The 12,649-nt window shown below is 56.5% G+C and carries 9 protein-coding genes; 8 read left to right on the plus strand and 1 reads right to left on the minus strand.

Annotation, left to right across the window (positions count from 1 at the left end):
* The first annotated feature begins 203 nt into the window (after positions 1-203).
* The 8 genes from serC (at position 204) to lpxK (ending at position 11,079) form a co-directional block, all read left to right on the plus strand.
* The gene (serC, locus tag CLM71_RS07885; RefSeq protein WP_105230520.1) at positions 204-1,289 is read left to right on the plus strand and encodes a 3-phosphoserine/phosphohydroxythreonine transaminase; all 1,086 of its coding nucleotides are present in this window, start codon (positions 204-206) and stop codon (positions 1,287-1,289) included.
* A 109-nt stretch (positions 1,290-1,398) separates the two neighbouring features.
* Entirely contained in the window at positions 1,399-2,685 is a 1,287-nt protein-coding gene (gene aroA / locus CLM71_RS07890) for a 3-phosphoshikimate 1-carboxyvinyltransferase (RefSeq protein ID WP_105230521.1), read from the plus strand.
* A 265-nt stretch (positions 2,686-2,950) separates the two neighbouring features.
* On the plus strand, positions 2,951-3,640 hold the full coding sequence (gene cmk / locus CLM71_RS07895; RefSeq protein ID WP_105230522.1) for a (d)CMP kinase: 690 nt from the start codon (positions 2,951-2,953) through the stop codon (positions 3,638-3,640).
* Positions 3,641-3,833: 193 nt separating this feature from the next.
* The gene (rpsA, locus tag CLM71_RS07900) at positions 3,834-5,507 is read left to right on the plus strand and encodes a 30S ribosomal protein S1 (protein ID WP_041411759.1); all 1,674 of its coding nucleotides are present in this window, start codon (positions 3,834-3,836) and stop codon (positions 5,505-5,507) included.
* Between the two features lie 63 nt (positions 5,508-5,570).
* Positions 5,571-5,855: an integration host factor subunit beta gene (gene ihfB / locus CLM71_RS07905; protein ID WP_015671760.1), complete on the plus strand. Its 285-nt coding sequence runs from the start codon at positions 5,571-5,573 to the stop codon at positions 5,853-5,855.
* Between the two features lie 321 nt (positions 5,856-6,176).
* Positions 6,177-8,315: a DNA internalization-related competence protein ComEC/Rec2 gene (locus CLM71_RS07910; protein ID WP_105230523.1), complete on the plus strand. Its 2,139-nt coding sequence runs from the start codon at positions 6,177-6,179 to the stop codon at positions 8,313-8,315.
* Positions 8,316-8,350: 35 nt separating this feature from the next.
* Positions 8,351-10,099, plus strand: coding sequence for a lipid A ABC transporter ATP-binding protein/permease MsbA (gene msbA / locus CLM71_RS07915; RefSeq protein ID WP_105230524.1), 1,749 nt, complete (start codon positions 8,351-8,353; stop codon positions 10,097-10,099).
* Positions 10,099-11,079 carry a tetraacyldisaccharide 4'-kinase gene (gene lpxK, locus CLM71_RS07920; protein ID WP_105230525.1) on the plus strand — a complete coding sequence of 327 codons (981 nt, stop codon included), beginning with the start codon at positions 10,099-10,101 and terminating at the stop codon, positions 11,077-11,079. Before msbA ends, lpxK begins: the two co-directional genes overlap by 1 nt.
* Position 11,080: 1 nt before the next feature.
* Here lpxK and CLM71_RS07925 read toward each other — a convergent pair whose 3' ends face one another.
* Positions 11,081-12,487, minus strand: a complete 1,407-nt coding sequence (locus CLM71_RS07925; RefSeq protein ID WP_105233255.1) for a VOC family protein — start codon at positions 12,485-12,487, stop codon at positions 11,081-11,083.
* Positions 12,488-12,649: the final 162 nt, after the last annotated feature.

Genomic DNA, 12,649 nt, shown 5'->3' on the forward strand with positions numbered 1-12,649 from the left:
TGATTTTTGGTATAAAAAAAGTGGTTCACAGGGTGACATCGCTGAGAAGGGCGCTGGGCGTTTTCTTTTCGTGGATGAATAAGCGTTGCAGCCGGGGGGCGCGAGTGATAAAACCGATGTGCTGGATGTCACACTTATCCGGCGTCGGGCGTATTCAGTCAGCCAGGCAAATTTGGCGAAATAAGTGAATGTGGTGAGGGGAAATGACTCAGGTTTATAATTTTAGTTCTGGCCCGGCAATGCTGCCGGTGGAAGTTTTGCGTCGCGCGGAACAGGAACTCTGTAACTGGCACGGCCTCGGAACATCGGTGATGGAAATCAGTCACCGCAGTAAGGAGTTTATTGCGGTTGCCGAGCAATCCGAACAGGATCTGCGCGATCTGCTGAAAATCCCCTCGAACTACAAGGTACTGTTTTGCCACGGCGGCGCCCGTGCACAGTTTGCCGCGCTGCCGCTGAACCTGCTGGGCGACAACGCCAGCGCCGACTATATCGACGGCGGCTACTGGGCGCAGAGCGCTATCAAAGAAGCACGGAAATATTGCACGCCGAATGCTATTGATGTGAAGACCGAGGTCGACGGCCTGTCTGCTATTTTGCCGATGAACGAATGGCAACTGAGCGACGATGCGGCCTATGTGCATTACTGCCCGAATGAAACCATCGACGGCATCGCCATCGATGAAACGCCGGACTTCGGTGACAAAGTGGTTATCGGCGACTATTCCTCCACCATTCTTTCCCGCCCGCTGGACGTCAGCCGCTTCGGCGTTATCTATGCCGGCGCGCAAAAAAACATCGGCCCGGCGGGTTTGACGCTGGTTATCGTGCGTGAAGACCTGCTGGGCAAAGCGCGGCGTGAAGTGCCGTCCATTCTGGACTACACCGTGCTGGCCGAGAACGGCTCGATGTTCAATACTCCGCCGACGTTTGCCTGGTATCTGTCCGGTCTGGTGTTTAAATGGCTGAAAGAGCAGGGCGGCCTGATCGAAATGCAAAAACGCAACCAGGCCAAGGCCGAGCTGCTGTACGCCGCGATTGATAATTCCGACTTCTATCGCAGCCGGGTGGCGCCGTCCAACCGTTCCTGGATGAACGTGCCGTTCCAACTGGCCGACGGCGCGCTGGACAGCGTGTTCCTCAGCGAAGCCGAGGCCCTTGGCCTGCAGGCGCTGAAGGGGCACCGCGTGGTAGGCGGCATGCGCGCCTCTATCTACAATGCGATGCCGCTGGCCGGCGTACAGACATTGACCGATTTTATGGCAGACTTCGAGCGTCGCCACGGTTAATTGCCGTTTCCCGTCTATGACGGGAACATTGGCTGTTGTTGCATGCAAGCGGCTCCGGCATTATTACCGGAGCCGTTTCGTTTATCAGATTTGGAGAGTATTTTTTCACATGGTGGATTCCCTGACGTTACAACCGGTTGCCCTGGTCAATGGCACCGTCAACTTACCCGGCTCCAAGAGCGTATCCAATCGGGCTCTGCTGCTGGCGGCAGTGGCGCAGGGTACGACCCGTTTGACCAACCTGCTCGATAGCGACGATGTGCGGCATATGCTGAACGCGCTGCAGGCGCTGGGGGTCAGCTATCAGCTCTCTGCCGATCGCACTGAATGCACGGTTACCGGCGTTGCCGGGCCGCTGCAGGCTGCACAGCCGCTGGAGCTGTTCCTCGGTAATGCCGGCACCGCCATGCGTCCGCTGGCCGCCGCGCTGTGTCTGGCCGCCGGGGACGTGGTGCTGACGGGCGAACCGCGGATGAAAGAGCGGCCGATCGGCCATCTGGTGGATGCCCTGCGCCAGGGCGGCGCGCAGATTGATTACCTGGAGCAGACCGATTATCCGCCGGTGCGCCTGCGCGGCGGCTTCCGTGGCGGCGATGTCACCGTTGACGGTAGCGTATCCAGTCAGTTTCTGACCGCGCTGCTGATGACCGCGCCGCTGGCGCAGCAGGATACCCATATCCATATTAAAGGCGATCTGGTCTCCAAGCCGTATATCGATATTACGCTGCACCTGATGAAAACCTTCGGGGTCGACGTCAGCCATGACAACTACCGCGTGTTCCGTATCGCCGGGGGCCAGACCTACCGCTCGCCGGGGGACTACCTGGTGGAAGGCGATGCTTCTTCGGCTTCCTATTTCCTGGCGGCGGCGGCGATCAAGGGCGGTACGGTGCGCGTGACCGGGATTGGCCGCAACAGCGTGCAGGGCGATACCAAATTTGCCGACGTGCTGGAAAAAATGGGCGCGCATATCACCTGGGCAGACGATTACATTGAGTGTCGTCGCGGCGAGCTGAAAGGCATCGATATGGACATGAACCATATCCCGGATGCGGCGATGACCATTGCGACCGCCGCGCTGTTTGCCGACGGCCCGACCACTCTCCGCAATATCTATAACTGGCGGGTGAAGGAAACCGATCGCCTGACGGCGATGGCCACCGAACTGCGCAAAGTCGGCGCGACGGTTGATGAAGGCGAAGACTATATCCACGTCGTGCCGCCGGCCAAACTGCAGTTCGCCGAGATCGGCACGTATAACGATCACCGCATGGCGATGTGCTTTTCCCTGGTGGCGCTGTCGGATACCCCGGTGACCATTCTCGATCCGAAATGTACCGCGAAAACCTTCCCCGACTATTTCGAGCGGCTGGCCAGCATCAGCCAGCCGGCATAATCCTTATCAAGGCCCCGTTCGGGGCCTTTCTTGTCTTTTACGGCGGCGAAGCCCGGCGTTTCTTCTATACTTTTTGCCCATTGGTGGCCTTATTTTCGGCAACCGGGCGTATGCAGGGTAACAGTTCAGGCCGTTGCAGCGTATAATACGCCACCGAACCCGCCCCGACTGGGCTGGGTAGCAGGTTGGTCCGGCGCCGGTCAGTGTTACAGCAGTGGCGGCGGCTCGGACTCTGCGAGGTTTTTTACCCGAAGGAGAACGCAACATGACGGCTACAGCCCCGGTGATTACCGTTGATGGACCAAGCGGCGCAGGCAAGGGCACACTGTGCCAGGCATTGGCCGAATCGCTTGGCTGGCGCCTGCTGGATTCCGGCGCGATTTATCGCGTGCTGGCCCTGGCTGCGCTGCATCATCAGGTTGATATCACGTCAGAGGAGGCGCTGGTTCCGCTGGCCGCACATCTTGACGTCCGGTTTGTCGCGGAGAACGGCAAGCTGCAGGTGATTTTGGAAGGTGAGGACGTCAGTAATGAAATCCGCACCGAAACCGTTGGCAATACGGCCTCTCAGGCGGCGGCATTCCCGCGGGTGCGCGAGGCGCTGCTGCGTCGGCAGCGCGCGTTTCGCGAAGCGCCGGGCCTGATCGCCGACGGTCGCGACATGGGTACGGTGGTTTTCCCCGATGCGCCGGTTAAAATTTTCCTCGACGCCAGTTCTGAAGAGCGCGCGCATCGCCGTATGCTTCAGTTGCAGGCGAAGGGCTTTAATGTTAACTTTGAACGTCTTTTAGCCGAGATAAAGGAACGGGATGACCGTGACCGTAATCGGCCGATAGCGCCGCTGGTGCCGGCTTCCGACGCTCTGGTGCTGGACTCGACCAGCATGTCGATTGACGACGTTATCCGGCAGGCGCTGACATATGCGCAGGAAACACTGGCGTTGCCGCAGCAATAAGCGCGGCGACGTAGCGTTATTTGCAAATTTGTCATCTGATTGACATAGCAGTATCATGATATATCGGGTAAAATTTTACCCCTGTAACCTTATAACCCTGTCGGCATGGAGCCAATGGCGGGGTATGTTAAACAACCCCATTCGGCGGGACGCTAAATGGACGTTAAATCAAAGAACCCTGAAGATTATCAACATGACTGAATCTTTCGCTCAACTTTTTGAAGAATCCCTGAAATCAATCGAAACCCGCCCAGGTTCCATCGTGCGCGGCGTTGTTGTTGCTATCGACAAAGACGTAGTACTGGTTGACGCCGGTCTGAAATCTGAGTCCGCCATCCCGGCAGAGCAATTCAAAAACGCCCAGGGCGAACTGGAAATCCAGGTTGGTGACGAAGTTGACGTTGCTCTGGATGCAGTAGAAGACGGCTTCGGTGAAACCCTGCTGTCCCGTGAGAAAGCTAAACGTCACGAAGCTTGGATCACGCTGGAAAAAGCTTACGAAGACGCTGAAACTGTGACCGGTGTTATCAACGGCAAAGTTAAAGGTGGTTTCACTGTTGAGCTGAACGGCATCCGCGCGTTCCTGCCAGGCTCCCTGGTTGACGTGCGTCCAGTACGCGATACGCTGCACCTGGAAGGCAAAGAGCTTGAATTCAAAGTGATCAAGCTGGATCAGAAGCGCAACAACGTTGTTGTTTCTCGCCGTGCGGTCATCGAATCCGAGAACAGCGCAGAGCGCGATCAGCTGCTGGAAAACCTGCAGGAAGGCATGGAAGTTAAAGGTATCGTTAAGAACCTCACTGACTACGGTGCATTCGTTGATCTGGGCGGCGTTGACGGCCTGCTGCACATCACTGACATGGCTTGGAAACGCGTTAAGCACCCAAGCGAAATCGTCAACGTGGGTGATGAAATCACCGTTAAGGTACTGAAGTTCGACCGCGAGCGTACTCGTGTTTCCCTGGGCCTGAAACAGCTGGGCGAAGATCCATGGGTTGCTATCGCGAAACGTTACCCAGAAGGCACCAAGCTGACTGGTCGTGTCACCAACCTGACTGATTACGGCTGCTTCGTAGAAATCGAAGAAGGCGTTGAAGGTCTGGTACACGTTTCTGAAATGGATTGGACCAACAAAAACATCCATCCGTCCAAAGTTGTTAATGTGGGCGACGTTGTGGAAGTTATGGTTCTGGACATCGATGAAGAACGTCGTCGTATCTCCCTGGGCCTGAAGCAGTGCAAATCCAACCCATGGCAGCAGTTCGCGGAAACCCACAACAAGGGCGACCGTGTTGAAGGTAAAATCAAGTCTATCACTGACTTCGGTATCTTCATCGGCCTGGACGGCGGCATCGACGGCCTGGTTCACCTGTCTGACATCTCCTGGAACGTTGCAGGCGAAGAAGCAGTACGTGAATACAAGAAAGGCGACGAAATCGCAGCGGTTGTTCTGCAGGTTGACGCAGAGCGCGAGCGTATCTCCCTGGGCGTTAAGCAGCTGGCTGAAGACCCGTTCAATAACTACCTGTCTATGAACAAGAAAGGTGCTATTGTTACTGGTAAAGTCACCGCAGTTGACGCTAAAGGTGCTACAGTTGAATTAGCAGGCGGCGTAGAAGGTTACCTGCGTGCATCTGAAGCCTCTCGCGACCGCGTTGAAGATGCAACTCTGGTTCTGAACGTAGGCGACGACGTTGAAGCTAAATTCACCGGCGTTGACCGTAAGAACCGCGTTGTAAGCCTGTCCGTACGTGCTAAGGACGAAGCTGACGAGAAAGATGCTATCGCGACTGTTAACAACAAACAGGAAGAAGGCAACTTCTCTAACGCAATGGCTGAAGCTTTCAAAGCGGCTAAAGGCGAGTAATGACGGGGGGGCGGTGTTTCCCGCCCCCGATACGGTAGTTTAGCTGCAAAGCTTGGAGGAACTATGACCAAGTCTGAACTTATTGAAAGACTTGCTGGCCAGCAATCTCATATCCCGGCGAAGGCCGTTGAGGATGCAGTGAAAGAGATGCTAGAACATATGGCTGCGACATTGGCTGATGGCGAGCGCATCGAGATCCGCGGATTCGGCAGTTTTTCTCTTCACTACCGTGCCCCGCGCGTTGGTCGTAACCCAAAAACCGGCGATAAGGTTGAGTTGGACGGCAAGTACGTTCCTCACTTTAAACCGGGTAAAGAGTTGCGCGATCGCGCCAATATCTATGGCTAATTGCCCATAGCGTTATTGCTTGTAAAGAATATAAAACGGTGCCTGTTGGCGCCGTTTTTTTTTACCTCTAACGCAGTCTGATGACAGACGATATACCGTCAGCTTCTCCTGTGGTTACTTCCTGATTTTGCGCATTGTCGCGCATCCTTAACGTAAGGCTTGCTCAATAGAAATTAAGCCTGCGCTGTGTATTCCGTTACTCGTTTTTTGGCCGATAACCGACGGAGTATCAACGTACTCTCCCTGCAATCATGATGTGTTTACCGGGAGAGCATTATCAAAATTTCCGTAGATATTGCCGCCATTGCTCTGGTGCTGGGGATGGCGCCGCTGCTGTTCTTGCCGCAGTTGCCGGCACCGTTGTTGATTGCGGGCCTGGCGTTGGTGATGGTGTACTGCTGGCGACAAACGCCATCGGCGTATTGTCAGTATGTCGCCTGGCTGCTGTGCGGGTTTATGTTGGCCTGCGGCAGTGCGCAGCAGCTTACGCGCCAGATCTCTGTGTTAAGCGGTAAGCCGCTTAATCTGACGGTCAGCGTTGCCAGCGTCGCGCTGGCTGACCACGAACCGGGAAAGGTGCTGTTTCGCATTGAGCAGGTCAATGGCCGTTGGCTGTTCCCGGCGTTGTCATTTAGCGCTTACTGGAAATATGCGCCGTGGTGTGCCGGGCAACGCTGGCAGCTTAAAGCGCGTTTACGTCCGGTACACAGCCGCTTGAATCAAGGTGGCTTTGACAGCCAACGCTGGGCGATGGCGCGTCGTCAGCCATTGAGTGGTTATGTACAGTCCGCCGCATTGCTTGATGCGCAGTGCAGCTGGCGCCAGCGTATTGTCAGCGCGGCACAGCAGCGTACGGAAGGATTATCTCATCAAAGTACTTTACTGGCGCTGGCGTTTGGCGAACGCGCTCTGCTGAGCCAGACGGAACGGAACCTGTTTCTTAAAACGGGCATCGCGCATTTAATGGCGATTTCTGGCCTGCATATTTCACTGGCGGCCGTGCTGGCGGCGCTGGGATACGTATGGCTGGCTGGCGCTCAGCCGCCGGCGGTGCGTGCGCTGCTTGCGCTGACGCTCTGGACGCTGGTGCGTTTGCGGGGCATCTGCTGTACCCCATGGCAGATTTGGCTGTGGTGCGTTTGTCTGATTCTGTTGAGCGATCCGTTAGCAATATTGTCCGACAGCTTTTGGCTGTCGGCACTGGCGGTAGCGGCCTTGATCTTCTGGTTTGAATGGGCGGCGCTGCCATCACCTTTCAATGCTGGTTGGTATTGGGCACCGCTGCGTTGGCTGCATATTCAACTCGGTATGACACTGTTACTGATGCCGATGCAGTTCGGGTTGTTCCACGGCGTGACCTGGACGTCATTGCCGGCTAACCTCTGGGCGGTGCCGATTGTATCGTTGCTCAGTGTCCCCATGATTCTGTTTGCTATTATCGCCGGGGCCGGGAGCGCCGCGGCGGGTTGGTTCTGGCGCTGGGCCGATCTGTCGCTGACATGGGCCATCTGGCCGTTGCCATGGCTGGAGCAGGGATGGCTGCGCGTAGGCAGTGCGCTGCTGCCGTTCAGTGCGCTGGGTTGGTTAAGCGTGGTCGGCTGGCGTTTACGCTGTTGGGTAAATTCCCCCGGCGGCTGTATCGCCGTATTGCTCTGTTGCCTGACGTGGCGTGAGCGTCAGGCAGATTATCGCTGGCGCGTCGACATGCTGGATGTGGGGCATGGCCTAGCGGTGGTGATCGAACGTGACGGCAAGGCGGTGATGTATGATACCGGCGATCGCTGGGCAAGCGGCAGTATGGCCGAGCGGGAGATTCTGCCCTATTTGCATTGGCGCGGTATTGAACTGGAGGCAATTATTATCAGCCACAGTCATCAGGACCATATGGGCGGACTGAGTGCGCTGCAACGGGCCTTTCCGAAAGCGGCGGTGTATTCTCCTTTGCATGCCGCTGGTCATTATGCCTGTGTGCAGGGGCAACAGTGGCGATGGCGTGGGCTTAATTTTCGCGTGTTGTGGCCTCCGCAGCGCCTGAAGCATGTGGGCAATGATGATTCCTGTACGATTCGCGTCGATGATGGAAGATTCAGCCTGCTGTTAACCGGCGATTTGGAAGCCCGAGGGGAGTCGGCATTGCTGAAACAGCGCGCCGAGTTACCGTCCACCTTGCTGCAGGTGCCGCACCATGGCAGTAAGACCTCATCTACGCCGCCATTTCTGCGGGCGGTGGCGCCGGCCGCGGCGTTAGCCTCCGCTTCCCGCTACAATCAGTGGCGCCTGCCTGCGGAAAAAATCATCAGGCGTTACCGTTCCTATCGCATTGCATGGCATGACACTTCACGCTCCGGGCAGTTGAGCGTGCTGTTTTTCGACAATGATTGGCAAATTAAAGGCTTTCGTGAGCAATTAATGCCCCGTTGGTACCATCAGCGGTTTGGAGAAAGGGGGGATAATGAGTAAAATAGGCCGCTATTTCTTCCGATGCTGGTATTTGCATGATGAATGATAAAGATCTCTCGACCTGGCAGACATTCCGTCGCCTGTGGCCGATGATCACCCCTTTCAAAGCAGGATTGATTGTCGCTGCTATTGCGCTGGTTTTGAACGCTGCGGGCGACACCCTGATGTTATCCTTGCTCAAACCTCTGCTGGATGACGGCTTTGGTAAAGCAGACAGCAGCGTTTTGGTGTGGATGCCGCTGGCCGTGATCGGGCTGATGTTGATGCGCGGCGTAACCAGCTTCATTTCAAGTTATTGTATTTCCTGGGTATCTGGGATGGTCGTGATGCATATGCGCCGGCGGCTGTTTGGCCATATGATGCGTATGCCGGTATCCTTCTTTGATCAGCAGTCTACCGGTACATTGCTGTCGCGTATTACCTACGATTCCGAACAGGTAGCCTCGTCATCTTCCAGTGCGCTGGTGACCGTGGTGCGTGAAGGCGCTTCAATCATCGGCCTGTTTATCATGATGTTCTACTACAGCTGGCAGCTGTCGCTTATCTTGATCGTACTGGCGCCGATTGTTTCTATCGCTATCCGCATGGTCTCCAAGCGTTTCCGTAATATCAGTAAAAACATGCAAAATACGATGGGGCAGGTGACCACCAGCGCCGAGCAGATGCTGAAAGGACATAAGGAAGTTCTGATTTTCGGCGGCCAGCAGGTGGAGACCGAACGTTTTAATACGGTCAGTAATCGCATGCGTCAGCAGGGAATGAAACTGGTTTCCGCCTCATCGATTTCCGATCCAATCATTCAGCTGATTGCCTCGCTGGCGCTGGCTTTCGTCTTGTTCGCCGCCAGCTTCCCCAGCGTGATGGAGACCCTGACAGCGGGTACCATTACCGTGGTGTTCTCCTCCATGATTGCACTGATGCGTCCGCTGAAATCGCTGACTAACGTCAATGCTCAGTTCCAGCGCGGTATGGCGGCCTGCCAGACGCTGTTCTCCATCCTGGATATGGAACAGGAAAAAGATACCGGCACGCGCGAAATCAAGCGCGCCAAAGGGGATGTCGAGCTGCGCAATGTCACCTTCTACTACCCGGGGAAGGATACGCCGGCGCTGCGTGATATCAACCTGACGATTGAGGAAGGCAAGACGGTCGCCTTGGTCGGACGCTCCGGCTCGGGTAAATCGACGATTGCCAATCTGCTGACCCGCTTCTATGACATTCAGCAAGGCGAGATCCTGATGGATGGGCACGATTTGCGTGAATACACGCTGGCGTCGCTGCGCGATCAGGTAGCTCTGGTGTCGCAGAACGTCCATCTGTTTAACGATACTATCGCCAATAATATCGCCTATGCGCGTGAAGACCGTTATAGCCGTGAAGATATTGAGAAAGCGGCGCGAATGGCTTACGCCATGGACTTTATCGAGAAAATGGATCAGGGTCTGGATACGGTGATCGGTGAAAACGGCGTGATGCTTTCCGGCGGCCAGCGCCAGCGTATCGCCATCGCCCGCGCTCTGCTGCGCGATTGCCCGATACTGATCCTGGATGAAGCTACCTCGGCGCTGGATACGGAATCCGAACGTGCGATTCAGGCGGCGCTGGACGAACTTCAGAAGAACCGCACCTCGCTGGTTATCGCCCACCGCCTGTCCACCATTGAAAAAGCGGATGAGATTTTGGTGGTTGAGGACGGCCGTATCGTCGAGCGTGGCGAGCACGCTGATTTGCTCGCGAAGCAGGGTGCTTACGCGCAGCTGCATCGCATGCAGTTTGGTGAATAATGATCGAACGTATCTGGTCCGGCAGTTCGCTGCTCTACCTGCTGTTACTACCGCTCTCCTGGCTGTATGGCCTGGTGAGCGGGCTTATTCGGCTGAGCTACAGGCTCGGCTGGCGTAAAAGCTGGCGCGCGCCGGTGCCGGTGGTGGTGGTGGGTAACCTGACCGCCGGCGGCAATGGCAAAACGCCAACGGTTATCTGGCTGGTCGAACAGCTGCAGCAGCGTGGTTACCGGGTTGGCGTGGTTTCCCGCGGCTATGGCGGCAAATCGGCGGTTTATCCGCTGGTGCTGAATGCACAGACGACGACCCGGCAGGCCGGGGATGAGCCGGTGTTGATCTATCAGCGCACCGCGGCTCCGGTGGCGGTATCGCCCAAGCGTACGGAAGCGGTACAGGCGCTGTTGGCGCAGCACGATCTTGATCTGGTGATTACTGATGACGGCCTGCAGCATTATGCGTTGCAGCGCGACGTTGAGCTGGTGGTGATTGACGGCGTGAGGCGTTTTGGCAACGGCTGGTGGCTGCCGGCCGGGCCGATGCGCGAGCGCGCCAGCCGTTTGCAGAGCGTTGATGCCTGCATTACCAACGGCGGGGTGGCGCAGCCGGGTGAGATCGCCATGAAGCTACAGGCGCGTGACGCGGTAAATATTGCTACTGGCGAACGGTTGCCGGCGGCGCAGCTGCCGCAGGCGGTTGCGATGGCGGGCATTGGCCACCCGCCGCGTTTTTTTGCCACGCTGGAAAAGCTGGGCGTTAACGTCGCGCGGGAAGTGGCGTTTGCCGATCATCAGGACTATAGCCCAGAGCAGCTGCAGGCGCTGGCCTCACCGGGTCAGACGCTGTTGATGACGGAAAAAGACGCGGTTAAATGCCGCGCCTTTGCTCAGGATAACTGGTGGTATTTGCCGGTTGACGCCGTTTTTCCCGAAGAACAGGCCGCATCACTGCTGCAACGTATCGAATCCCATCTGAAGAAGTAAATCAGGCCTCCAGCGCGCCAAGCCCCAGCGCTTGCGCGCAGGCCTGTAGTGAACGCTGCTGCGTTTGCCGGTACAGCGTCAGTTCATCCACCACTTTCATGCCGAGCGCCTGCTCAAAAGCGCTGCGGCTGGAGGTGGCATTATAATGTGCCTGCGCGTTGTCTCCCAAATTTGACTGGAAAATGCCGGCGGCGCTGACCGGCAGAAAATCTTCATACACCAGCGGCTGGAAGCGGATGTAATCCTCAGTGATTAACTGCTCCAGCGTCCAGCTGTCATCCAGACGTTCCTTCGCCGCCAGCCCGAGTTCGGTAGGGAAGTAGCGGAACCAGGCCAGGCGTTGCTCGCGCAGCGTCGGATAGTCATCCGGGAATGCGCGGAAGTTGTCCTGCAACAGTTGGTAATAATGCGCCGCATTGCCTTCGCTTGGCGTGGTCTGCAGCGCATCGTTGGTTGCCTGCAGCAGGCGATCATACAGAGCGCGGCCTTCGGGCGTCAGTGCGACGCCGCGTTGCTCTATCTCGCCAAAGCGCGCCGTGTGTTGTCCCATTACGGCGGCGCCGTCGCTTTCAACAAAAGCTACCTGTTCCACCAGTGCTTTAAAGCTGGTTTGCCGCAGCAGAATCGGGCAGCGGCGACGGGGCGGGCCTTCGATAACGGCTTTAGGCGTGATCCCCCGTTGCGGCATGGTGCTCTGCGCCGCATCAATATCCAGTGTGCGCGGCGTCAGATGGTTAATGTGCGGCCCTTTAAAGGCCACCACATCGGCAATCAGCCGGTGTTGATCGTGTAGCTGTTGGTATTCGGCGGCGCTGACGGTAGCCTGGCGGTGCCAGCGGAAGGTTTCCAGCGCCTGTTCAACAAATTCGTCTGCCTGCTCAGCGGTCAATCCGCCCTGGTTTTCATGTTGCTCGATCAGCGCCAGCGCTCGGCCGGTGAAAATATGGCGGCGTTCCAGCAGGCGTTGCGCCAGCGCACGCAATTCAGGCTGCTCAATCAGCTCCAGACGTAATAATGAGGTGAATACGCGGAAAGGGCTGGCCTGAAGATCCTGTTCGTGAACGGCGCGAAAGGCGGTGGAATGTACCGGTACGCCCGCCGGCGCCAGATCGTAATAACCAACAGGCGACATGCCCATCACGTTGAACAGCCGGCGTAATGTCGTCAGTTCTTCAGCCGTGCCGACGCGGATGGCGCCATGACGCTCCATGGCCAGGCGCTCTATTTCACCGGTGATTTGTAACTGATGTGCCAATTCGCTATCGCTGCTCAGTACCTGGCGGTTGGTCTCAGCTACCAGACTTAATAGCTCACCATAGAGCGGCACCTCTTTTTGATACATTTCCGACATCGCCAGAGAGAACCGGCTGCGGATTTCATTGGGTGAAACGAACTGCTGGGCAGTCATGCGCATCGCTCCTTTGTTCAGTTTTATCTGAAAAATGACGGTTCCGGTGAAAGTGCTGCCGATCATGCCGTTCACCTTGTTATCACTCCAAGTTTAGTCATCGGGTTATGGATTTGTTATATGTTGCGTAACCATATTAGATTTTTATGCGTTAGCTCTCAT

The sequence above is a fragment of the Serratia sp. MYb239 genome (assembly GCF_002966855.1).
In the GTDB taxonomy this organism is placed as follows: domain Bacteria; phylum Pseudomonadota; class Gammaproteobacteria; order Enterobacterales; family Enterobacteriaceae; genus Serratia_B; species Serratia_B rhizosphaerae.

Excerpts from the sequence above, each read along its gene's own strand:
- serC (WP_105230520.1), top strand. The coding sequence starts at position 204 with ATGACTCAGGTTTATAATTTTAGTTCTGGCCCGGCAATGCTGCCGGTG.
- aroA (WP_105230521.1), top strand. The coding sequence starts at position 1,399 with ATGGTGGATTCCCTGACGTTACAACCGGTTGCCCTGGTCAATGGCACC.
- cmk (WP_105230522.1), top strand. The coding sequence starts at position 2,951 with ATGACGGCTACAGCCCCGGTGATTACCGTTGATGGACCAAGCGGCGCA.
- rpsA (WP_041411759.1), top strand. The coding sequence starts at position 3,834 with ATGACTGAATCTTTCGCTCAACTTTTTGAAGAATCCCTGAAATCAATC.
- ihfB (WP_015671760.1), top strand. The coding sequence starts at position 5,571 with ATGACCAAGTCTGAACTTATTGAAAGACTTGCTGGCCAGCAATCTCAT.
- CLM71_RS07910 (WP_105230523.1), top strand. The coding sequence starts at position 6,177 with ATGGCGCCGCTGCTGTTCTTGCCGCAGTTGCCGGCACCGTTGTTGATT.
- msbA (WP_105230524.1), top strand. The coding sequence starts at position 8,351 with ATGATGAATGATAAAGATCTCTCGACCTGGCAGACATTCCGTCGCCTG.
- lpxK (WP_105230525.1), top strand. The coding sequence starts at position 10,099 with ATGATCGAACGTATCTGGTCCGGCAGTTCGCTGCTCTACCTGCTGTTA.
- CLM71_RS07925 (WP_105233255.1), bottom strand. The coding sequence starts at position 12,487 with ATGACTGCCCAGCAGTTCGTTTCACCCAATGAAATCCGCAGCCGGTTC.